Raw genomic sequence first — 21,036 nt, forward strand, 5'->3', positions numbered from 1 at the left:
CCAGCAATAACTTGTTGAAACTGCGAGAGAGTTCAATTTATGGACGATAACGAAGCGGCAGAAGAAGACCCGGCGCGGAAGCGCCGGGTGAAGGATCAGGCGTGGGTTTCCCGCCAGTCATCAAGGGTATAGAGCGTGGCGCCTGCGGCGGCCATCTCCATAAACGCCTGGCTGCTGTCCTGCGGCTGAAGGTTCACCCCGCGGCAGCCGTCGGTAATGACGTTGACCGCGTAGCCGAGCGCCAGAGCATCCAGCACGGTAAACTTCACGCAATAATCAGTGGCGAGGCCGAGAACGGTCAGCTCCACGATCCCCTGACCACGCAGCCAGCCGTCCAGTTCGGTTTTCTGCCGGTGACCGTTGTCAAAAAAAGCGCTGTAGCTGTCGATGCTCCGGTTTTGCCCTTTGTGGAACACGGCGGCGATCGCCTGCTGCTTGAGCAGGGGATGCAGCGCCGCGCCTTCGCTGTGCTGAACGCAGTGATCCGGCCAGAAAGTTTGCGCCAGGCCGTCCAGGTCGCCCACGGTGTAGGGCTCCACCTGGTGCTGGCTGGCGAAGCTGCCGTGATCCGCCGGATGCCAGTCCTGACTGGCGACGATGGGCTCGCCGCGCGCCAGGCTCCAGTCGATAAGCGCGTTGGCCACCTCGACGGTGCTGTCGCCTTCGGGAACCGCCAGCGCGCCGCCGGCGCAGAAGTCGTTCTGCAAATCAACCAGTAACAGCGCTCGATGTGCCATACGTCCTCCTTAAGCTTCGTCAGGGGTCAGTTCGCCACGCAGATTCTGCTGCATCGCCGCGCGAATGGCGTCAACGTCCAGCTGCTGGCTCAGCAGATAGTGTAGCTTGGTCAGCGTCGCTTCCACCGTCATATCGAAACCACTGATGACTCCCGCCTGGGCGAGGGCATTGCCGGTGGCATAGCCGCCCATGTTCACTTTGCCGGACATACACTGCGTCAGATTGACCACCACAATGCCGCGCTGGCTGGCTTCCGCCAGCACCTGAATAAACTCGCCATTCTGCGGGGCATTGCCGACGCCGTAGGAGCGGAGGATCAGCGCTTTCACCGGCTGGCGCAGGAAATTACGCACCACGTCGGCGGAGATGCCGGGGTAAATCGTCACCACGCCAATCGGCTGCGGGGTGATGGGGTGGACAATCAGCTCCCCACGGCCCTGCGGCGCCGGCGGGGTACCGAGACGGCGAATATGGATCCCGGCCTCCAGCAGCGGCGCGAGGTTGGGCGAGGCGAAGGCGTCAAAGCCGTCGGCATGGGCTTTAGTGGTACGGTTGCCGCGGAACAGTCGATTGTTGAAGAACAGCGCCACTTCGTTAATCGGATAGTTGGCGGCGACGTACAGGGCATTGAGCAGGTTGATCTGGCCGTCGGAACGCAGCTCGGCCAGCGGGATTTGTGACCCTGTCACAATCACCGGTTTGCCGAGATTTTCCAGCATGAACGACAGCGCTGAGGCGGTAAACGCCATGGTGTCGGTACCGTGGAGGATCACAAAGCCATCATACTCCGCGTAATGGCTGCGGATATCGTCGGCGATGTGCTGCCAGTCCTCAGGGGTCATATCGGATGAATCCATCAGCGGATGGTATTCATGGATCGTGAAGTCCGGCATCTCCGGACGATGGAACTCCGGCATCAGCGCCAGCTGACGCTGCAGATGGCCGGAAACGGGTACATAGCCGTGTTCGGAGCGCTGCATACCGATGGTCCCACCGGTGTAGGCAACGTAAATCGATTTTTTTTGCATAGCATCGCTTAGGTTGGTCGTAGACAGGCGCAGTATAAAGAGACGGAGGAAAAAATACAGTGTTGGCCGCTCGCTTTGTGGCGACGCTGGCAGGTGCGGAAAAAAGGCTGCCCCGTGATACGGGGCAGCCGCTGCGTATTAACGAATGTTGGCGCAGGTCAGGCAGAAGGCATAGCGGTTCTGCGGGTCGTTGAACGCCGCCAGCTTGTCGCTTTCCGCTTTCACCGTCTCGGCCGCCGCGGCCACCGGCGCAGGCAGCCAGGCCTGAATGGCGGCCGGCAGCGAGGCGCGTACCGAGCCGGTCAGGCTGTCCAGCACCATCGAGAAGAAGGTTGGCTCTTCCTGATAGTAGTTAAGGTGCCAGGTTTTCAGCTTCGCCAGCTCGGCGGCCTTGGCCACCGCGTCGTCAAAATCGCCGAGGCTGTCGACAAGACCGTTGGCTTTGGCATCTTCCCCAGTCCAGACGTGGCCCTGGGCTATCTGGTCGATTTTCTCCGGCGTGCTCTTACGGGCGTTAGCCACCAGGGTGATAAAGCGCTGATAGCCGTTCTCAATGCTCAACTGCATCAGCTGCTGCACTTCCGGCGGCAGCGCTTTGGTGCTGGAGATATCCGCCAGCGGCGACGTGGCGACGCCGTCGGTGTGGACGCCAATCGACCCGAGGGTATTTTCCACGGTGTTGATCACCCCAAAGATGCCAATGGAGCCGGTGAGGGTGCTTGGGTTCGCCACGATGTAATCCGCGGGGGTGGAGATCCAGTAGCCGCCGGACGCCGCCATGCCGCCCATTGAAACGACCACCGGTTTACCCGCGGCTTTGGCTGCCGCCAGCTCTTCACGAATGATTTCCGAGGCGGTCACGCTGCCGCCAGGGCTGTTCACGCGAAGAACGATGGCCTTAATTTTCGGGTCGAGGCGCGCATCGCGAATTTGCGCTGCGGTGGTGTCGCCGCCGACGTTGCCCGGGGTCTCCTCGCCGTCCATGATGGCGCCGTTGGCGAAGATCACCGCGATAGCGGAACCCTGGTCAGACGGCGTCTTCACGTTGTAGTCGTAATAGCTAATCGCCCGATAATTGTTATCCGCTTTGCTCCAGCCAAACTGTTTGGTCAGCGCTTTTTCCACTTCCGTGGAGGTCGCCAGCTCATCCACCAGCTTATTGTCCAGCGCATATTTCGCCGTATCGCCGCCCACTTTACGCAGGCCATCGATAATGCCCTGGGCGCCCGGGAAGAGCTGCTGGGCGGTGATTTGCCGGTTGGCGGCAATGGTGTTGAGGTAGTTCTGCCACAGTTCGCCAATCCAGCGGCTGTCCGCTTCGCGGGCGGCAGGGGACATGTCATCGCGAATGAAAGGCTCGACGGCGGATTTATAGGTGCCGACGCGGAAGACATGGGTGGAGACTTTCAGCTTATCCAGCAGCGACTTGTAATACAGCCCGTTGGTGGCGAAGCCGTGGAGGTCTACCTCGCCCTGCGGCGAGAGCCAGATTTTGTTGGCAAAGCTCGCCAGGTAGTACTGGCCCTGGCTGTAGCTGCTGCCGACGGCATAGACCGGTTTGCCGCTGTCGCGGAATTCGCGCAGCGCTTTACCGATGTACTGCATGGACGGCTGATCGCCGCCGACGAAGTTTTTCAGATCCAGCACAATACCGGTGATATTACGATCATCCTTCGCCTGACGGATGGTCTGCACGATATCGAACAGAGAATTCTCCTGCAAACGGTCTGAGCTGGCGCCAAACAGCTGGCGGCCTATCACGCCGAGTTTGCTGCTGGCGGAAGGTTTATCCACCACCACGCCGGTAATATCCAGGAGCAGCGCGCCGCGCGCGGCATGTTCGCTGGTGGTGCTGCTGAACTGGCTCCAGATACCGATACACACCAGCACCAGCACCAGGAAGATCGCATTGAGGGCCAGTTTGCGAATAAAGTTGAGTATCCGCCACGTCCATTTAAAAAAGCTGGCAATCAGTCGCCAAAGGGTTCGCATGTCTTCTCCCTAACGTTATCTAAAAATGGGCAGGCCGCAGGGGCCGCCGCGTCTGGCTATCCTAAAGAGTGAGCCGTCGGTTGTCAGCAGGAATCACCGACCGTGCTGTAACAAAATCCTTGTGCATGTTAATTTTATGAAAAATGACATCACAGGAGTTATACAGATGGATGCTCTCGACCTACTGCTTAATCGCCGCAGCGCTTCCCGCCTGGCGGAACCGGCCCCGGCCGGCGAACAGCTGGAAAACATTCTGCGCGCCGGGCTGCGCGCCCCGGATCATGGCACCCTGCAGCCGTGGCGCTTTTTCATTATCGCCGATGACGGCCGCGAACGCTTCAGTCAGTTGCTGGAAAAGGGGGCCAGGGAGGCCGGTCAGGATGAGAAGGGCATAGAGAAAGCCCGAAATGCGCCGTTCCGCGCGCCGCTAATCATTACCGTCGTGGCGCGTTGTGAAGACCACCCGAAGGTGCCGCGCTGGGAGCAGGAGATGTCCGCTGGCTGCGCGGTGATGGCGATGCAGATGGCGGCCCTGGCTCAGGGATTCAACGGCATCTGGCGCAGCGGAGCATTGACCGAGAGCCCGGTGGTGCGCGCCGGCTTCGAGTGCCGCGAGCAGGATAAAATCGTCGGTTTCCTCTATCTGGGCACGCCGCAGCTGAAAGCCTCAACCACCATTGCCCTGCCGGATACCGCGCCGTTTGTGACGCGATTCTGAGTCAGCGGGTGTTATGCCGGGCTGCGGCTTGCGCCTTACCCGGCCAACGCATCCGGCTCTGACTGTCTGTAGGCCCGCGCAAGCGCAGCGCCGCCGGGCAAGGACAGCGGGTACGGAGCCGATTTTGTGCCGGGTGGCGGCTGTCGCCTTACCCGGCCTACGTTCGTACGACCTGTCGTTAATTTATTCACTTTTCTTGCTGAAACTGCCGGTGCTGGCGGCCTCAAAATCGCTGAGACGTTCCCGGCAGGCCGGGGCAGCCCGCATGGATGCGGGCTGAGGGCCGTGTTTTGCATGGACGCTGCCTCGGCCCGACCCGAAGCCTGCAGGGATAAGTCGAAGGGACCGCGCAGCGGCGATTTTGCTGGCCGGAGCCCGGGGGTACAGGGGGCGGCGACTGGCCGCCCCCTGTGCGCTCCCGGCGCCATGAGTGACATAACGCAGACGATTAACCGGGAGCGCAAACTACGCTGAAGCCACAGATAACATAAACAACCACACTGCAGTGCTTCCCCTCACCCTGGCCCTCTCCCGGAGGGAGAGGGAACCGTCCGGCTGGCCGCGCAAGCGCAGCGCCGCCGGGCGACGGCAGCAAGCTCGGAGCCGCATCTATGCCGGGCGGCGGCTGGCGCCTGACCCGGCCTTCAAACCCTACCCTTCGAATCAATCGCGATTTGTCGCCCGGACAAGGCGCGCCAGGCGCCGTATCCGGGAGTTCAGCGGCGATGACGTTACTTCTGCGTTTTGGCGAATTCGTCTTTGGCTTTCTGCAATTGCTGCTGGAAGGCCGGGTTGGTGTGCAGCGTGGCGACCACCGCGGAGCCGACGATGCGCGCCGCATCGACATCGCTCTGCCAGTGATAGCCGCAGATCACCCGGCTCTCGCCAAGCTCATAGCCGCGCTTCAAAATTTCGTTCTGCCGCTGCGGGTTGATCTCCGCCAGCACCAGGGCGGTGGCCCAGCCGATGGAGGTATGCCCGGACGGGTAAGAGCCGTTTTTCGCCAGCTTGTCCTGCTCGGTGGTGTTGCAGGTGGAGACGCCGTAGAAGGCAAACGGGCGAATGCGCATATACTTCTCTTTCGCGCCGCGGGTCGCCAGATCGCCGGCGTCTTCAATCATATTGGTCAGCAGCTTATGGAGCTGCGGCGCGTCTTTTTCGGTGATCGGCGAACCAAAGGCGCTGGAGAAGGCGTTAGCCACGCCGCCCGCGCTGAGGTTGGCATCCTCTGCCGCCAGCTTCCCGCGCTCGGTGTTGCGCAGCAGGCGCCCCTGCTCATACATCGCCTGATCGTTTAAGAACGCGATACTGCCCACCGCCGGCGGCGGCGGCAACAGCGCCAGGCTGTCGATGGCCTGGGCATTGGTCAGATAGTAGAGATCGGGCTTGGTGGTGACATCGTTACCGGGGGGAACCAGTGCGAAGGCGTTAACGGAGAAGAAACTGGCCAGGCAAAGGGCAAGAACACGCTTTTTCATTAGAATTTCCTTACGTCATAATCATTCCAGAGAAGACAGTCCTGTGTTGTCACATTTCTGTCATCTTTAAGTAAAAGTGAAAATGGTCGGGAAAAAATTGCCGCGTCTCGCAAAAACGGCTTTTTGTCTGCTTAATGAGCAACCATACGCGATTTCAGACTGTCGTACTTACCACCCTGGCGTTTGGGCGCTAACATAGCGGGATTGCAATGACAGGAGATGTCCATGAGCGAGCAAGCCATTCGTTTAACGCAATACAGCCACGGAGCCGGTTGTGGTTGTAAAATTTCCCCGAAAGTGCTGGAAACCATCCTGCATAGCGAGCAGGCGAAGTTCGTCGACCCGAACCTGCTTGTCGGCAACGAAACCAGCGATGATGCCGCCGTTTACGATCTCGGTAATGGCACGTCAATCGTCAGCACCACCGACTTTTTTATGCCGATTGTCGATAATCCGTTCGACTTTGGCCGCATTGCCGCCACCAACGCCATCAGCGATATTTTCGCCATGGGCGGGAAACCGATTATGGCGATTGCCATTCTCGGCTGGCCGATCAACACCCTGGCGCCGGAAATCGCCCGCGAGGTGGTGGAGGGCGGGCGCTTTGCCTGCCAGCAGGCCGGGATCGCGCTGGCGGGCGGCCACTCCATTGACGCCCCGGAGCCGATCTTCGGTCTGGCGGTCACCGGCGTGGTGCCCACCGAGCGCATCAAGAAAAACAGCACCGCGCAGGCGGGCTGCAAACTGTATCTCACCAAACCGCTGGGGATCGGCGTGCTGACCACCGCAGAGAAAAAATCGCTGCTCAAGCCGGAGCATCAGGGGCTGGCGACGGAGACCATGTGCCAGATGAACCTCGCCGGCGCCGCGTTTGCCGCTATCGACGGGGTGAAGGCGATGACCGACGTCACCGGCTTTGGCCTGCTCGGCCACCTCAGCGAGGTTTGTCGCGGAGCCGGCGTGCAGGCGCAACTGCGCTATGCCGATATCCCGAAACTGCCGGGGGTGGAGGAGTATATCGCCGCCGGCGCGGTGCCGGGCGGCACCGGGCGCAACTTTGCCAGCTACGGCCATCTGATGGGCGAGATGCCGACGGAGTGGCGCGATCTGCTCTGCGACCCGCAGACCTCCGGCGGTCTGCTGCTGGCGGTGACCCCGGAGGCGGAGGCGGAAGTGCAGGCTGCCGCGGCGGAGTTCGGTATTAAGCTGGCCGCCATCGGCGAGCTGGTGACCGCCCGCGGCGGACGACCCATGATCGAGATCCGTTGATTCGATGCGGTTGTTTATTGCAGAAAAACCGAGTCTCGGTCGGGCTATCGCCGATGTGTTGCCTAAACCGCATCGCAAAGGCGATGGCTTTATTGAGTGCGGCAACGGGCAGGTGGTCACCTGGTGTATCGGTCACCTGCTGGAGCAGGCGCAGCCGGACGTCTATGACAGCCGCTATGCCCGCTGGAATCTCACCGATCTGCCGATTGTGCCGGAGAAATGGCAGCTGCAGCCAAAACCTTCGGTCACCAAACAGCTGAATGTCATCAAGCGCCTGCTCGGCGAGGCCGAGGAGGTTATCCACGCCGGCGACCCCGACCGTGAGGGGCAGCTGCTGGTGGATGAGGTGCTCGACTACCTGCAGCTGGCGCCGGAGAAGCGTCAGCAGGTGCAGCGCTGTTTGATAAACGATCTTAACCCGCAGGCGGTTGAGCGGGCGATCAACCGCCTGCGCGCTAACAGCGAGTTTGTGCCGCTTTGCGTGTCGGCGCTGGCGCGGGCGCGCGCCGACTGGTTGTACGGCATCAATATGACCCGGGCCTATACCCTGCTGGGGCGCAACGCCGGCTATCAGGGGGTGCTCTCCGTGGGGCGGGTGCAGACCCCGGTGCTCGGCCTGGTGGTGCGCCGCGATGAAGAGATTGAAAACTTCGTCGCCAAAGACTTCTTCGATGTCAAAGCGCATATCGTCACGCCGCAGGAGGAGCGCTTTGTCGCGACCTGGGTGCCGAGTGAAGCCTGCGAACCTTACCAGGATGAAGAAGGGCGCCTGCTGCATCGTCCGCTGGCCGAGCACGTGGTTAAGCGTATTGAAGGCCAGCCGGCGCTGGTGACCGGCTATAACGATAAGCGCGATTCCGAACCCGCGCCGCTGCCGTTTTCGCTGTCGGCGCTGCAGATTGAGGCGGCCAAACGTTTCGGCTTCAGCGCGCAAAACGTGCTGGATATCTGCCAGAAGCTGTATGAAACCCACAAGCTCATCACCTATCCGCGTTCGGACAGCCGCTACCTGCCGGAAGAACATTTCGCCGGCCGCCATGCGGTGCTGAATGCGATTGCCGTCCATGCGGCGGATCTGCTGCCGCAGCCGGTGGTGGATCCGGAGATCCGCAACCGCTGCTGGGATGATAAAAAGGTCGACGCGCACCATGCGATTATCCCGACCGCCCGCAGCAGCCAGGTCAAACTCACCGATAACGAAGCGAAGGTCTATACCCTGATCGCCCGCCAGTATCTGATGCAGTTCTGCCCGGACGCGGTGTTCCGTAAATGCCAGATTGACCTCGAGATCGCCAACGGTAAGTTTGTCGCCAAAGCGCGTTTTCTGGCCGAGGCGGGCTGGCGGACGCTGCTTGGCAGCAAAGAGCGCGATGAAGAGAACGACGGCACGCCGCTGCCGGTGGTGGCCAAAGGCGATGAACTGCTGTGCGAGAGGGGCGAAGTGGTGGAGCGCCAGACGCAGCCGCCGCGCCACTTTACCGACGCCACGCTGCTGTCGGCGATGACCGGGATTGCCCGCTTCGTGCAGGATAAAGATCTGAAGAAGATCCTCCGCGCCACCGACGGCCTCGGCACCGAAGCAACCCGCGCCGGGATTATCGAGCTGCTGTTTAAGCGCGGTTTCCTGACTAAAAAGGGGCGCTATATCCACTCCTCGGAGGCCGGAAGGGCGCTGATTCATTCCCTGCCGGAGATGGCCGGTCGACCGGACATGACCGCCCACTGGGAGTCGGTATTGACGCAAATCAGCGAGAAACAGTGCCGCTATCAGGACTTTATGCAGCCGCTGGTGGGCACGCTGTATCAGCTAATCGAGCAGGCGCGCAGCACGCCGGTGCGCCAGTTCCGCGGTCTGGTGGCGCCGGGCGGGGCGAAAAAATCGTTCAGTAAAGGCAAAGGCAAAGCGAAAGGCAAAAAAGCGGCAGAGGATGCCGCGCCGCCGCCGCAATAACCCGCCCGGCGGCCGTGAGGAGGTCATTCCCCACGGCCGCCGTTTCTCCGCCAGACTGGTCAATGGTCTACACTAAACAGCCGGGAAGGGGGGGACGATCGCCCCGCAGAACGGGGGGCGCCCATTGCCCTTCCCGATGCCTTGCTTAATTCTCTCACAGGCGATAAGGAGGACCCGTGAAATATATCGCTATCAGCCAACCGGGTGGCCCGGAGGTTTTACAGATCCGCGAAGGTGAGATCCCCACTATCGGGGAGCATGAGGTGCTCATCGAGGTGAAAGCGGCGGGCGTCAACCGGCCGGATATTCTGCAGCGCCAGGGTCTGTATCCCATGCCTGAGGGGGTTACCCCCGTGCCCGGCCTCGAGGTGGCGGGCGTGGTCGTGAAGGTTGGTGCGCAGGTCGCGGCCTTTGCCCCCGGGGATCGCGTCTGCGCGCTGACCAACGGCGGCGGGTATGCCGAATACTGCGCCGTCCCGGCAGGCCAGACGCTGCCGATCCCGGCGGGCCTCAGCTTTAGCGAAGCGGCCGCCATTCCGGAAACCTTCTTCACGGTGTGGGCGAACGTTTTCCAGCTCGGTAAGCTGCAGCCCGGCGAGAGCATTCTGATCCACGGCGGCGCCAGCGGGATTGGCACCACCGCGATCCTGTTGTGTCACGCGCTGGGGATGACCGTCTATGCCACCGTTGGCCAGGACGAAAAAATTGCCGCGCTGCGGCCCTACGCCACGGCGATCAACTACAAAACCGAAGATTTCGCTGAGAAAATTCATCAGCTGACCAACGATGAAGGGGTGGATGTCATTCTGGATATCGTGGGCGGCCCTTACTTTAACCGCAACCTGGGGCTGCTGAAAAAGGACGGGCGGCTGGTCATCATCGGCTTTATGGGCGGGCGAATGGCCCATGAGGTCGACATTCAGACCCTGATGCTCAAGCGGGCCACCGTCACCGGCTCCACCATGCGCGGCCGGACGGCGGCGGAGAAACAGGAGATTGCCGAGGCGCTGCGGCGCCACGTCTGGCCGCTGCTTGAGGCTGGGAAATGCAAGCCGATGATCTACGCCAGCTACCCTATGGCGGAAATTGCCGAGGCGCATGCCTGTCTGGACAGTGGTCAACATCTGGGGAAAGTGGTGATCACGATGTCATCGTGAGAGACATCCCGGCGGGCAGCCGCCGGGATGGTGTGAGGGGAGGTTAAATCACGCCCTGGGCCAGCATGGCGTCCGCCACCTTGACGAAACCAGCGATATTGGCGCCGCGCACGTAGTTGGTCTGCTTCGCTTCACCGCCGTACTGCACGCAGGCGTGGTGGATATCCAGCATGATATGATGCAGACGGGCATCCACTTTTTCCGCTTTCCAGCCCATGCGCGCGGCGTTCTGCGCCATCTCCAGACCGGACGTCGCCACGCCGCCGGCGTTGGCCGCTTTGCCCGGGGCAAACAGCACGCCAGCTTCAAGGAACAGATCGGTCGCGGCGATGGTGGTTGGCATGTTGGCGCCTTCCGCCACGGCCTTCACGCCGTTGGCAATCAGCTGGCGAGCGGCGTCGGCATCCAGTTCGTTCTGGGTGGCGCAAGGCAGAGCGATATCCACCGGCACTGACCACGGCTGCTGGCCTTCGAGATAGGTGAGGCCAAATTCGCGGGCGTAGTCGGCCACCCGGCCGTGGGCACGCTCTTTTATGTCGATCAGGCGGGCCAGTTTTTCTTTGGTGAAGCCCGCTTCGTCAACGACGGTGCCGTTGGAGTCGGAGGCGGTGACCACCCGCGCGCCAAGCTCCATCGCTTTCTCAATGGCGTATTGCGCGACGTTGCCGGAGCCGGAAACCGCCACGCGAGCGCCTTCGAAGCCGAGGCCGTGACGTTTGAGCATCGCTTCGGTGAAGTAGATCAGGCCGTAACCGGTGGCTTCCGGACGGATCAAGCTGCCGCCGAATGAGAGGCCTTTACCGGTGAAGACGCAGGCGCTGTTGTTGGAGAGCTTACGCATCATTCCGGCCATAAAGCCGACCTCGCGGCCGCCGACGCCGATATCGCCCGCCGGTACGTCGGTATCCGGGCCCAGATGGCGATAAAGCTCGGTCATCAGCGCCTGGCAGAAGCGCATCACTTCGCCATCGCTCTTGCCTTTAGGATCGAAATCGCTGCCGCCTTTCCCGCCACCCATCGGCAGCGTGGTCAGGGCGTTTTTGAAGGTCTGCTCGAAGCCAAGGAATTTGAGAATCGACAGGTTTACCGACGGGTGGAAGCGCATTCCGCCCTTATACGGGCCGATGGCCGAGTTGAACTGCACGCGCCACGCGCGGTTGACCTGGACCTGATTGCGGTCGTCCACCCACACCACGCGGAACTGGATCACGCGCTCCGGTTCCACCAGACGTTCCAGCAAAGCAAGCTGACGATAGCGCGGATTTTCCTCAAGGAAAGGCCACAGGGTGGTCATGACCTCCCGGACGGCTTGAGCAAATTCGGTTTGATGAGGATCGCGCTGTTGAACGCGGGTGAGAAAGCCTTCCAGAGTGCACGTCTGATCCATAGATATAAGTTCCCCTTATGGTTGTGGTTGCATGTATTTATTATGATTCGGTCCTTGAAAAAACCGATTTTCCGACTATAACACCGCTAATCCTTAGGCAAGCAAGGAAAAATTAAGCCGTCAGCAAAATTTATAATTGCCCGCCCGTCATAACTAAAAACGATGACGAGGCGGCGAGCGGATCAGCGGAGGGAAAGGGACGGGCGCCGGGCGATAAAGGCGTGCAGGAGGGGGATATCGGCCGGGGCGAGATCGAGGGTTAAGGCGTCGGCAGGAAGGCACCAGCGCAGCTGGCTGTGATAGTGGGCCAGCGGCACGCCCTGAAAATCCGGCACCCACCAGGCGTGCAGATGGATCTGACGACCGGAGACTTCCCGCTGATGGCTGGCGATATAGCATGCCGGGTGGGCGATGATGCCCATTTCCTCCTGCAGTTCCCGGGTCAGCGCCTGCGGTTGGCTTTCACCTGGCTCCACTTTGCCGCCGGCGAACTCCCACATTCCCGGCTGGTCGGCGTGGGGCGGGCGCTGCGCCAGCAGAATTTTGCCATCCTGTTCAATAATGGCGGCGACAACTTCAATCATTTTTAGCATAAGCATCAACGTTAATAAGGCCAAACTGGCCTATTATCACCGCCATAGACCTTCACTGACAACCGCCAACTCTGCTGGAGATCCTCGTGCTTGATAGCCACCTGCATCCTCGCCTCAAACCCCTCCTTAACGCTGTCGCCGGCGCGCTTGACCGCCCGGGTATTTCACCAGACAGGCTGACGCTGCTCGGTTTTGCCATCGGCGTGCTGGCTCTGCCATTTCTGGCATTAGGGTGGTATGGCGCGGCGCTGGCGGCCATTCTTCTCAACCGCCTGCTGGACGGCCTGGACGGCGCCCTGGCGCGGCGGCGCGGGCTGAGCGACGCCGGCGGTTTTCTCGATATCTCACTGGATTTTCTCTTCTATGCCCTGGTGCCGTTCGGTTTTATCCTGGCGGATCCGCAGAATAACGCCCTGGCGGGCGGCTGGCTGCTGTTTGCCTTTATCGGCACCGGCAGCAGCTTTCTCGCCTTTGCCGCGCTGGCGGCAAAGCACCAGATCGCCAATCCCGGCTATGCCCATAAATCGCTGCACTACCTCGGGGGGCTGACGGAGGGGACGGAAACCATCCTGCTGTTTGTCCTCAGCTGCCTGTTTCCGGCACATTTTGCCTGGCTGGCGTGGCTGTTTGGCGCGCTATGCTGGCTGACGACGGCGACGCGTATCGCCAGCGGCTACGAGACCTTAAAGCGGGTGGCGTGAGCGGGAAAGCGCGCGTCGCCGGCTGGGGACGCGCGCTGGTGGGGTGTGTTACTGACTGCTTTCCGGGCCGCGCTCGCCGCGGGCGACCGGATTGTGCGGGTTGCTGCTCCATTCGTACCAGCCGCCGTCATAGACAGCGACGTGCGGCCAGCCCATGGCCCGGGCATACATGAAGGTTTCCGAGGCCCGCCAGCCGGTCCCGCAATAGAACGCCACCTGCTGGTTCGGCAGGATGTTCCACTGGCGCCACAGGGCAGCGATATCGTCGGCGCTGCGCATGGTGCCGTCCGGGTTATGGAAGTCTTCCATGTGCGTGGAGTCGCTTCCGGCATGGCCCCAGCGGGCGCCGGCGATGTCGCCCTTCGGTTTGATATAGCTGTAGCCGCTGGTTGTGCCGATAAACTCCGGCCACGAGCGGACACTGACCAGCGAGGCGTCCTGACGGTGGAGCAGGCCGCGGGCCTGCTCGGTATCCAGCATCAGCTGCGGCTGGCCGGGGATCGGCGCGCCAAAATCTGGCGCCGGCTGCGGCGTCGGCGGCATGCCGCGCTCCACCGGCAGACCGGCGTCGGACCAGGTCTGCCAGCCGCCGTCCAGCAGGCGCACGTCTTTGACGCCGGCGTACAGCATGATCTGCGCCACACGCGCCGCGGCGTAAACGTCGCGACCGTAGAGGATCACCGTGGTGTCATGGCGGATGCCGTGCTTCGCCAGCATCGCCTTCAGCTGCGCATCGGACACTTTATTCCACAGCGGTTCGCTCTCCACCTCATTGGTATCGATATAGCCCGCGCCCGGGATATGGCTCAGCAGATAGAGCTTCGGCGCCCCCCAGGCGGCCTCAACTACTTTCCAGTCGCCGGCCGGGGCGGCGGCCACGCTTTTCCCTTGCTGCAGGTCGTGCAGCCATTGCGGATAAACCAGCTGTTCAAAGTGCGGCAGCTTTTGCAGACGGTCTCCCTGGCTCAGGGCGTCGCTCAGGGTGTTGAGCCGGGTGAAGCCCGCTTGTTTCAGTCGCGCCGCGACGCTGGCGTTATCCTCAGGACTGCCGTACAGCGCGAGGGGGGTATCGGCCTGGAGCTGGTGCTGCTTAGCCCAGCCGCGGAGCTGCTCGTCGCTCATGGCGCCGAGCCAGCGGGCGGAAAGATTCAGCGCCTGCGGCTCATGCCCTTCCGGGCCGTTGGCGCGCTGCGGCCAGCCGTTGTAATAAGCGCTCAGGCGCGTGTCGATGGCCACGCCGTGCTGCTGTTGCAGGTGGGAAAGAGTGAGCGCTGGCATGGTTTCAGCGGCGAAGGTGGTGGAAGCAGCAAGCCCCATGAACAGGGCGAGTGCGGTCAATTGAGAAACACGTTTCATCGAAATGCCCGACGGTAAAAAGTGGAGGGCGTATTCTCCGCTTGCCAGGCGTTGATTTCTTTGCGGTAACGCAGGTTTGCACGCTATTGCTCTTCATTGCCAGCGCTCCATCGTCAGGCAGCGCCCCGTCGGCGGACAGTCCTCGCGATCGTGGGTCACCAGGATCGCCGGAATGGCCTGGCGGGCCAGTTCCTCAAATACCCAGCGGCGGAACGCGGCGCGCAGGGCGGCATCCAGGCGGCTGAAGGGTTCATCCAGCAGCAGCGCTTCGGGGCGCGCCAGCAGGGCGCGCAGCAGACTCACCCGCGCCCGCTGTCCGCCGGAGAGCGTGGCCGGATCGCGCGCGGCGAAGCCATGCAGCCCGGCGCGACTGAGCGCCTGCTCCACCGCGGCTTTTCGCGCCTCGCCGCGCACGCTTTCCGGTAGCGCCAGCTGTAAATTTTGCCCGACGCTGAAATGGTCGAACAGCAACGGGTCCTGAAACAGGATGCCGATGCGCCGGCGCTCCGTGGGCAGCGTATCGCACCGCCGCCCGTTGAGCCACAGCTCGCCCTCGGCGCGGAAGTCGCCGGCCAGGGCGCCAATCATCCACGCAAACAGCGTCGATTTTCCGCTGCCGGAAGGGCCCATCAGCGTCAGCACTTCACCCGGGGCCACCGAAAAGTCGACCTCCCGCAGCAGCGGCTGACGGTTCACGCTCAGGGTCAGATGGTTTACGGTTAGCACTAGCGAAGTCCTCGTCGATAGCGGCCTGCCAGCCAGGCCAGCAGGGCCGTCAGGATAAAGCATACCGCCGGCAGCAGTAATTGCCACAGCGCCTGGGCGGCAAGCGTCTGCGCCTCGCCGCCGCTGCTGAGCGCCACCGCCTGGCTGGTGAGCGTCGGGATACGGCCTGCCCCCAGCCATAGCGTTGGCAGATACTGCGCGATGCTCACCGAGAAGCCCACCGCCAGGGCGGTCAGCAGCGGGCGGGTCAGCGAGGGCAGAGTCAACAGCCAGAAAATACGCGTGGGTCCCCAGCCGAGCGTGCGGGCGATCACCGTCATCCGCGGATCGCGCTGGCGCCAGGCCGGGCGCAAAATAAATAGCATCCACGGCACCACCCACAGCAGATGGCCCCACAGGACGGTCCACCATTCGCCGTCTAGCCAGGCGTACAGCGCCAGCCGGTACTGGCCATCGGCCAGCGGCAGGGCCGGCAGCACCAGCGGCAGCCAGACCCAGCCATCTCCCCGCTTCGGGCCGCAGGCCAGCCACAGCAGGCAGACGGCCGCGCCGAGGGCGCAAGCCATCAGCGCGAGGCCAAGGCTGTTGCCCAGGGCATCCATCTGCGGCGGCGCCGAGCGCGCCAGCCCCGCCAGCAATAGCGCGCACAGCAGGCCGCTCAGCGGCAGGGCACTCGCCAGCAGGCGGCCGGGCAGGGCGTGGGGATGGGGATGCCGAATGCCGCGCAGATCGGGCAGACGCCGACGCTGTAGCCGCCATCCGCCCCAGGCGACCAGCGCCAGCCCGCCGAGGATCGCCAGCAGCAGCAGGTTGGCCAGTGCCCCTTTCGCCTGCTGCATGTCATCGCCCTGGCTTAACCACTGCCACGCCAGCACGGCGAGGGTGGGCGGATTGCCGGGCCCCAGCACCAGGGCGACGTCTACCGCCGACAGGCTCCAGGCGGTGGTGGCCAGCAGCACCATGCCGAGGGCGGGCAGCAGGGCGGGCAGCACCAGCCAGCGCAGGCACTGCCAGCGGCCGTAGCCGAGGCTCTTCAGGGCGGTCGCCTGGTCGGCGAGGCGTTTCTCTCCCAGCAGGCCATAGATCACCCACAGCACAAAGGCGCTCTCTTTCAGGGCCATCGTCAGGCCAAGCCCGATGCCGTACCGGTCGACCGGCGGCGTCAGAAACGGCAACTGCTGCCAGAGCCAGCCCCCTTCGGCGAACAGCAGCAGCGCCGCCGTCGCCAGGGCGAGATGGGGCACCGCCAGCAGCAGCGGCAGACGGGAAGCCAGCCGCCGCCAGCGGGCCGAAGGCCAGAGGGCGGCGACGATGGTCAGGGCGATCAGCTGCGCGCCGCCGACGGATAACAGCGTGGAGACGAGGGTGGCGGCCAGCGCCTGGCCCAGCTGCGGGTCGGCGAACAGCGCCCGCCAGTGGGCCGGGGAGCGCGCCGGCCACATCAGCCCTGCAGCGGCGGGGAATAAGGGCAGATAGATGGCCGCCATCGTCCCCCAGGCCAGCAGGATCAGTGGGTACCGTAGCGGCGCAGCCATTCCTGCTCCAGCGCGTCAACCCACGCCGCATGTGGCTCGGCAAGCACCGGCGGCAGATCCTGCGGCAGGGTGGCCGCCAGCGCCTGACGCTGTTTGTCAGGCAGACGCTGCGGGTCCAGTACGCTTGGATCGCCCCAGACGGCGGCATCCGCCTTGCGCAATTGCGCCTCAGGGGAAAGCAGGAAATTGGCGACCACTTTGGCCGCGGCGACGGCGCGTGCGTTGGCCGGGATGGTAACGAAATGGACGTTGCCGAGGGTCCCTCCGGTAAAGCCGAAGCTGTAGCTGTCCGCCGGTAACTCCCCGCTGACGGCCTTCTGGCGGGCATGGAGCGGGTTAAACGTCAGCGACAGGCGGAGGGTGCCCTGGTTGAACATGGCGTCCATCCGCGCCGGCGACGCCGGGAAATCCTTACCCGCCCGCCACAGCGTCGGGTGCAGCGCATCGAGATAGCGCCACAGCGGGGCGGTGACCGCCGAGAAGGTCGCCGTCTCCGGCGGCTGGCGCAGGGCGGCAGGCTGGTCGGTGAGGGCGATCAGCAGCTGCTCCAGCAGGGCGGTACCCGTAAAGTCCGGCGGCCGCGGGTAGGTTACGCTGCCGGGATGGGCTCTGGCGAAGGCCAGCAGCGCCTGCGGGCTGGTGGGTGGCTGCGGCGTTTGCCCGCGGCGGGCGATAAACGTCAGCTGGGCGCTGCCCCACGGCGACTCCGCGCCCTCGGTGGCGACAGAAAAATCTTCCTGAACCGGTTTTTGCAGATCGACATAGCGCCAGTTGGCCAGCGATTCTGCCCAGCCGGTGAGCAGCAGGTTGGCCTGTTTTAGGGTGTGAAAGTTCTCGCCGTTGATCCACAGGAGATCCACCGACCCGCCGCGGCGACGGCCGGCCTGCGCCTCAGTCTGGATGCGTTTCACCGCGTCGGCGGCATCGGCGATAGGGACAATACGCAGGTCGATCGCGTAGTGGCGTTTGACCTCCTCGCTGACCCACGCCAGATAGCGGTTGACGGCCGGGTCTCCACCCCAGGCGTTAAACCAGACGGTCTGGCCGCGGGCTTCCGTCTGGGTCTGCCGCCAGCTGTCGTCGGCTTGAACCACCAGCGGCCAGAGCAGCAGCAGGCACAGACAGAGGCTGAAATCACGCAAACGGCGCATCGTTACTCCTTATGGTGCGGGGAAGAACCAGGTATCTTGCACAGCCCCTGGGCAGGGATCGCCATCGCGGCATTGAACCGCGCCGATAAATTTTGCAGGCCAATCAGGGCGGTCAGCTCGGTGAGCGCCCGGGCGTCAAAATGCGCGGCCATCGCGCTACGCAGGGCATCATCCACCTCCGGCGGCGTCTGGGTGGCGGCTTCGGCATAGGCCAGCGCCAGACGCTCTTTTTCGCTGAACAGCTTACTGCTGCGCCAGTCGGCGACCGTCAGCAGCTTGTCCTGGCTCCCGCTCCGCGCCGCGAGGGTCATGCTGGTGATATCGATGCAGAATTCGCAGTGGCACAGCTGGGCGATACGGGCGCTGACCAGCGAGCGCAGCACCGGATCCAACGGCGAGCGGCGGCGTTCAATATAGCCCACGAACAGCGAAACCAGGTAAAACAGCCACGGGATCCGTCCCCACCAGCGAATGGGGCTCAGCACCTGGCCGTAATGCCGGCGGTGCAGCCAGGCCTGCGGACGAAGGATCAGGGGGACAGTATCCAGCGGGGGTAAGCTCATGGCGACGATCTCTTATGACGTTCACGGTAAATATTTTTGGCGATGGAGATGACCACCGCCAGGGCCAAAAGCAGCGAAAGGCCGGTGGCCAGCCAGAAGGCGCCTCCGGTCAGCAGGCTCCCGGCCCAGGAATAGACGATGGTCGCCGGCAGCTGGCCCACGCCGGTGGCCAGCATAAAGGGCCAGAAGCGCAGCGAGGTCAGTCCGGCGGCATAGCTGACCGGATCAAAAGGGACAAACGGCAGCAGGCGGCAGACCAGGATCGTCTGCGCGCCATAGCGGGCGAAATAGCCGTCGACGCTGCGCAGCACCGTGCGGCCGGTGAGCTTCTCCACCATCTCGCGCCCCAGCGCTCTGGCGATGCAAAAGCAGAGCCCGGCCCCGACCATGGCGCTGAACCACGACAGCATGCCTCCCCAGAAGGCGCCGAACAGCGCGGCGTTCGCCAGGGTGATCAGGAAGGCCGGCAGCGGGGCGACGATCGCCTGGAGGATCATTAGCGCAAAAGAGACCAGCGCCGCCTGCGTCCCCCAGGCGGCGATAAAGTCTTTGACATACTGGGGATCCAGCGACGCTAACGCCGTCAGGCTGTGTTGCAGAAAGGCTCGCCCGTCGGGGAACCACAGCCAGGCGGTCAGCCCGGCGACAGCCACCACGGCAAGGGCCAGCCTGGCGCGGCGCAGGTGACGGCGATCAGGTCGGGTCATGGCGCACCTCCTCGCCGGGCGTTGCCACACGGCGGGCGCGGGCAAACCGTTTGCCCATCTGCACCAGGGCAAACAGCAGCCCGCCGGCGAGGCTCAACTTGAGCGCGAAAGCGAGGGTCGCTCCTTCGCGAGCCAGTTCGCTGGCCATCACCGAATAGATGACCAGGCCCGGCAGAGTGGTCACGGCGGAGATCACGGTAAAAGGCCAGAAGGGGATCGCCGTCAGGCCGTAGGCGTAATTCTGAATGTTGTAGGGAAAGAGTGGCACCAGGCGGGTGAGGATCAGGAAATCGCTGCCGCTGCGGGCGATACCGCGCTCAATGGCCTGGAAGACGGCGGTATGGCCCACATAGCGCTGCAGCAGATCGCGCCCCAGCCAGCGGGCGATCAAAAACGACAACGAAGAGGCGACGGTGGCGGCGGCAAACGAGAGCAGAGAGCCGGTCAGCGGGCCGAAAAGCACCCCGCCGGCGATCACCAGCAGGCTGCCGGGGATCAGGCACAGGGTGGCAATGATAAATAGCGCAACATAGACCAGATAGCCCCAGGCGCCATGATGGCGGAGGGTCTCCTGCAACAGATGCAGGTGAGTCAGCAGATCGTGGAGACCAACGCGGTGGCTGATAACGGCCAGCGTGGTCGCCAGCGCGAGAAGTACCAGCCCTTTACCAATGGCCGGATGATGGCTTCTTTTTCATGAAGGGGTCTCCTGTACAGCCTGGACGCGGTGGACGTCAAAAAGTGCGCGCGACAGTATCCTGTTCCGACGACGGTCACAATGGTTTACCGTCGCTTTGTTGATTTTGCTCAGGAAATTCTGCCCCCCGCGCGGCGGGAGGCGAGAGAAGGACGTGACTTACGGCCGGAAGGTGGCCCACACCGGCGCGTGGTCGGATGGTTTTTCCATCCCGCGGATCTCATAATCGATCCCGGTCTCCACGCAGCGCTGGGCCAGAGGCTGACTGGCCAGCAGCAGGTCGATGCGCAGCCCACGGTTATCGTCAAAGCCTTTGGAGCGGTAATCAAACCACGAGAAGTGCTCATGATTGTCAGGGTTAGCCTGACGCCAGGTATCTACCAGGCCCCAGCCCAGCAGGCGATCCATCCATTCCCGTTCTTCCGGCAGGAAGGAACATTTGCCGGTGCGCAGCCAGCGTTTGCGGTTCTCTTCACCGATACCGATGTCGAGATCGGTAGGGCTGATGTTCATATCGCCCATGATCAGTACCGGATTCTCTTTGTTGAGCTCGCTCTCCAGGTAGTTCTGCAGATTCTGATAGAATGCCGCTTTGGCCGGGAATTTGGTCTCATGATCGCGGCTTTCACCCTGCGGGAAATAACCGTTAATCACCGTGACGTTACCGAAGGGCGACGGGATCTCCGCCATGATGATGCGGCGCTGAGCCTCTTCGCCATCGTTAGGGAAACCGCGGCGGACGGCAATCGGCGTCTCTTTGGTCAGCAGCGCGACGCCATAATGGCCTTTCTGGCCGTGATAAAAGACGTTATAGCCGAGTCTGGCGACCTCTTCGAGAGGGAACATGTCGTCGTGAACTTTGGTTTCCTGCAGGCCAATCACGTCCGGCTGGTGTTTTTCGACGATGGCGGCCAGTTGGTGTGGGCGGGCGCGCAGGCCGTTGATATTAAAAGAGACGAATTTCATAGTCGCTGCCACTGTGCAAGGTGAATAGTGCAGGGATGGTAGCAGAAATTCGCCAGGCTGGCTGCCATCCGATGCGTCATTCTGCCAATCGCTGCGCATGATCGTGCCGTGGGTGCCCCTTTTGCGGGCACGCCGCGCCAAAAAAGGGCAAATATCTACGATAAATTTCGCAGAAGATCACAATTACAGAATTATATCTTACCGTTGCATAACTTATCTTCTTTAATCACTGTTCATCCCCCTTTATCGGATAGTTATTCACTAAATATGCATTTTATATGAATAGCGTTAGGTTGTAACTCGTTGATATTGCGTTATCTCAT

General features: G+C 62.6%; 20 protein-coding genes. 6 read left to right on the forward strand and 14 right to left on the reverse strand.

The window, feature by feature from the left end; genetic code table 11:
• Positions 1-95: 95 nt before the first annotated feature.
• From pncA to sppA, 3 genes are all read right to left on the reverse strand, one after another.
• Complete coding sequence (pncA, locus tag ACLEXF_RS01045; protein ID WP_108450509.1) at positions 96-737, reverse strand: bifunctional nicotinamidase/pyrazinamidase; 642 nt, start codon at positions 735-737, stop codon at positions 96-98.
• 9 nt (positions 738-746) lie between these two features.
• Positions 747-1,766 (reverse strand): asparaginase, encoded by a 1,020-nt coding sequence (gene ansA / locus ACLEXF_RS01050; RefSeq protein WP_004203791.1) that lies wholly within the window; start codon positions 1,764-1,766, stop codon positions 747-749.
• Between the two features lie 138 nt (positions 1,767-1,904).
• Complete coding sequence (gene sppA / locus ACLEXF_RS01055; RefSeq protein ID WP_004203792.1) at positions 1,905-3,758, reverse strand: signal peptide peptidase SppA; 1,854 nt, start codon at positions 3,756-3,758, stop codon at positions 1,905-1,907.
• A 166-nt stretch (positions 3,759-3,924) separates the two neighbouring features.
• Between sppA and ACLEXF_RS01060 the strand changes: the two genes are divergently transcribed.
• Positions 3,925-4,476, forward strand: a complete 552-nt coding sequence (locus tag ACLEXF_RS01060; protein WP_004176531.1) for an NAD(P)H nitroreductase — start codon at positions 3,925-3,927, stop codon at positions 4,474-4,476.
• 731 nt (positions 4,477-5,207) lie between these two features.
• Here ACLEXF_RS01060 and phoC read toward each other — a convergent pair.
• Complete coding sequence (gene phoC / locus ACLEXF_RS01065; protein ID WP_004203793.1) at positions 5,208-5,954, reverse strand: acid phosphatase PhoC; 747 nt, start codon at positions 5,952-5,954, stop codon at positions 5,208-5,210.
• Positions 5,955-6,179: 225 nt separating this feature from the next.
• On the opposite strand from phoC, the gene selD reads away from it, so the two are divergent.
• The 3 genes from selD (at position 6,180) to ACLEXF_RS01080 (ending at position 10,331) form a co-directional block, all read left to right on the forward strand.
• Positions 6,180-7,223, forward strand: a complete 1,044-nt coding sequence (selD, locus tag ACLEXF_RS01070; RefSeq protein ID WP_023318002.1) for a selenide, water dikinase SelD — start codon at positions 6,180-6,182, stop codon at positions 7,221-7,223.
• 4 nt (positions 7,224-7,227) lie between these two features.
• Entirely contained in the window at positions 7,228-9,174 is a 1,947-nt protein-coding gene (locus tag ACLEXF_RS01075) for a DNA topoisomerase III (protein ID WP_023318003.1), read from the forward strand.
• A gap of 176 nt (positions 9,175-9,350) precedes the next feature.
• Positions 9,351-10,331 (forward strand): NAD(P)H-quinone oxidoreductase, encoded by a 981-nt coding sequence (locus ACLEXF_RS01080; protein WP_004203796.1) that lies wholly within the window; start codon positions 9,351-9,353, stop codon positions 10,329-10,331.
• A 43-nt stretch (positions 10,332-10,374) separates the two neighbouring features.
• Here the strand turns inward: ACLEXF_RS01080 and gdhA are convergent, their stop codons facing one another.
• Positions 10,375-11,718 carry an NADP-specific glutamate dehydrogenase gene (gene gdhA / locus ACLEXF_RS01085; protein WP_004203797.1) on the reverse strand — a complete coding sequence of 448 codons (1,344 nt, stop codon included), beginning with the start codon at positions 11,716-11,718 and terminating at the stop codon, positions 10,375-10,377.
• Between the two features lie 182 nt (positions 11,719-11,900).
• Positions 11,901-12,311 (reverse strand): pyrimidine (deoxy)nucleoside triphosphate diphosphatase, encoded by a 411-nt coding sequence (locus ACLEXF_RS01090; RefSeq protein ID WP_025999077.1) that lies wholly within the window; start codon positions 12,309-12,311, stop codon positions 11,901-11,903.
• Between the two features lie 86 nt (positions 12,312-12,397).
• Here ACLEXF_RS01090 and ACLEXF_RS01095 point away from each other — a divergent pair, with 86 nt between their 5' ends.
• The gene (locus ACLEXF_RS01095; protein ID WP_032455852.1) at positions 12,398-13,012 is read left to right on the forward strand and encodes a CDP-alcohol phosphatidyltransferase family protein; all 615 of its coding nucleotides are present in this window, start codon (positions 12,398-12,400) and stop codon (positions 13,010-13,012) included.
• Positions 13,013-13,060: 48 nt separating this feature from the next.
• Here ACLEXF_RS01095 and ACLEXF_RS01100 read toward each other — a convergent pair whose 3' ends face one another.
• The 7 genes from ACLEXF_RS01100 to ACLEXF_RS01130 all read right to left on the reverse strand — a co-directional run bounded on the left by ACLEXF_RS01100 (position 13,061) and on the right by ACLEXF_RS01130 (position 19,675).
• Positions 13,061-14,368 (reverse strand): sulfurtransferase, encoded by a 1,308-nt coding sequence (locus tag ACLEXF_RS01100; protein ID WP_004203802.1) that lies wholly within the window; start codon positions 14,366-14,368, stop codon positions 13,061-13,063.
• A 93-nt stretch (positions 14,369-14,461) separates the two neighbouring features.
• The gene (locus tag ACLEXF_RS01105; RefSeq protein ID WP_004203804.1) at positions 14,462-15,094 is read right to left on the reverse strand and encodes an ATP-binding cassette domain-containing protein; all 633 of its coding nucleotides are present in this window, start codon (positions 15,092-15,094) and stop codon (positions 14,462-14,464) included.
• Complete coding sequence (locus tag ACLEXF_RS01110) at positions 15,094-16,629, reverse strand: ABC transporter permease subunit (protein WP_407259841.1); 1,536 nt, start codon at positions 16,627-16,629, stop codon at positions 15,094-15,096. Before ACLEXF_RS01110 ends, ACLEXF_RS01105 begins: the two co-directional genes overlap by 1 nt.
• A complete protein-coding gene (locus ACLEXF_RS01115) occupies positions 16,602-17,780 on the reverse strand; it encodes an ABC transporter substrate-binding protein (protein ID WP_407259840.1) in 1,179 nt (392 codons plus the stop codon). The genes ACLEXF_RS01110 and ACLEXF_RS01115 overlap by 28 nt, the downstream gene beginning before the upstream one ends.
• Before the next feature lie 2 nt (positions 17,781-17,782).
• The gene (locus ACLEXF_RS01120) at positions 17,783-18,343 is read right to left on the reverse strand and encodes a carboxymuconolactone decarboxylase family protein (protein WP_117130110.1); all 561 of its coding nucleotides are present in this window, start codon (positions 18,341-18,343) and stop codon (positions 17,783-17,785) included.
• Positions 18,340-19,050: a TVP38/TMEM64 family protein gene (locus ACLEXF_RS01125; RefSeq protein ID WP_065802431.1), complete on the reverse strand. Its 711-nt coding sequence runs from the start codon at positions 19,048-19,050 to the stop codon at positions 18,340-18,342. Before ACLEXF_RS01125 ends, ACLEXF_RS01120 begins: the two co-directional genes overlap by 4 nt.
• Positions 19,037-19,675: a TVP38/TMEM64 family protein gene (locus ACLEXF_RS01130; RefSeq protein ID WP_226680448.1), complete on the reverse strand. Its 639-nt coding sequence runs from the start codon at positions 19,673-19,675 to the stop codon at positions 19,037-19,039. The genes ACLEXF_RS01125 and ACLEXF_RS01130 overlap by 14 nt, the downstream gene beginning before the upstream one ends.
• Between ACLEXF_RS01130 and ACLEXF_RS01135 the strand changes: the two genes are divergently transcribed.
• Positions 19,607-19,750: a hypothetical protein gene (locus ACLEXF_RS01135; protein WP_224222643.1), complete on the forward strand. Its 144-nt coding sequence runs from the start codon at positions 19,607-19,609 to the stop codon at positions 19,748-19,750. The two genes, ACLEXF_RS01130 and ACLEXF_RS01135, sit on opposite strands and share 69 nt — an antisense overlap.
• Positions 19,751-19,906: 156 nt before the next feature.
• Here the strand turns inward: ACLEXF_RS01135 and xthA are convergent, their stop codons facing one another.
• Positions 19,907-20,713 carry an exodeoxyribonuclease III gene (gene xthA, locus ACLEXF_RS01140; protein ID WP_004203811.1) on the reverse strand — a complete coding sequence of 269 codons (807 nt, stop codon included), beginning with the start codon at positions 20,711-20,713 and terminating at the stop codon, positions 19,907-19,909.
• Positions 20,714-21,036 lie beyond the last annotated feature (323 nt).

The organism is Klebsiella pneumoniae complex sp. WS1778 (assembly GCF_049472055.1).
Taxonomy (GTDB): Bacteria; Pseudomonadota; Gammaproteobacteria; order Enterobacterales; family Enterobacteriaceae; genus Klebsiella; species Klebsiella quasipneumoniae.

Bases quoted from the DNA above. Each gene is read 5' to 3' on its own strand.
- ACLEXF_RS01075 (WP_023318003.1), top strand. From the start codon at position 7,228: ATGCGGTTGTTTATTGCAGAAAAACCGAGTCTCGGTCGGGCTATCGCC.
- ACLEXF_RS01100 (WP_004203802.1), bottom strand. From the start codon at position 14,368: ATGAAACGTGTTTCTCAATTGACCGCACTCGCCCTGTTCATGGGGCTT.
- phoC (WP_004203793.1), bottom strand. From the start codon at position 5,954: ATGAAAAAGCGTGTTCTTGCCCTTTGCCTGGCCAGTTTCTTCTCCGTT.
- pncA (WP_108450509.1), bottom strand. From the start codon at position 737: ATGGCACATCGAGCGCTGTTACTGGTTGATTTGCAGAACGACTTCTGC.
- ACLEXF_RS01060 (WP_004176531.1), top strand. From the start codon at position 3,925: ATGGATGCTCTCGACCTACTGCTTAATCGCCGCAGCGCTTCCCGCCTG.
- sppA (WP_004203792.1), bottom strand. From the start codon at position 3,758: ATGCGAACCCTTTGGCGACTGATTGCCAGCTTTTTTAAATGGACGTGG.
- gdhA (WP_004203797.1), bottom strand. From the start codon at position 11,718: ATGGATCAGACGTGCACTCTGGAAGGCTTTCTCACCCGCGTTCAACAG.
- selD (WP_023318002.1), top strand. From the start codon at position 6,180: ATGAGCGAGCAAGCCATTCGTTTAACGCAATACAGCCACGGAGCCGGT.
- ACLEXF_RS01135 (WP_224222643.1), top strand. From the start codon at position 19,607: ATGGCGGAGGGTCTCCTGCAACAGATGCAGGTGAGTCAGCAGATCGTG.
- ACLEXF_RS01110 (WP_407259841.1), bottom strand. From the start codon at position 16,629: ATGGCTGCGCCGCTACGGTACCCACTGATCCTGCTGGCCTGGGGGACG.
- ACLEXF_RS01090 (WP_025999077.1), bottom strand. From the start codon at position 12,311: ATGCTAAAAATGATTGAAGTTGTCGCCGCCATTATTGAACAGGATGGC.
- ACLEXF_RS01120 (WP_117130110.1), bottom strand. From the start codon at position 18,343: ATGAGCTTACCCCCGCTGGATACTGTCCCCCTGATCCTTCGTCCGCAG.
- ansA (WP_004203791.1), bottom strand. From the start codon at position 1,766: ATGCAAAAAAAATCGATTTACGTTGCCTACACCGGTGGGACCATCGGT.
- xthA (WP_004203811.1), bottom strand. From the start codon at position 20,713: ATGAAATTCGTCTCTTTTAATATCAACGGCCTGCGCGCCCGCCCACAC.
- ACLEXF_RS01125 (WP_065802431.1), bottom strand. From the start codon at position 19,050: ATGACCCGACCTGATCGCCGTCACCTGCGCCGCGCCAGGCTGGCCCTT.
- ACLEXF_RS01115 (WP_407259840.1), bottom strand. From the start codon at position 17,780: ATGCGCCGTTTGCGTGATTTCAGCCTCTGTCTGTGCCTGCTGCTGCTC.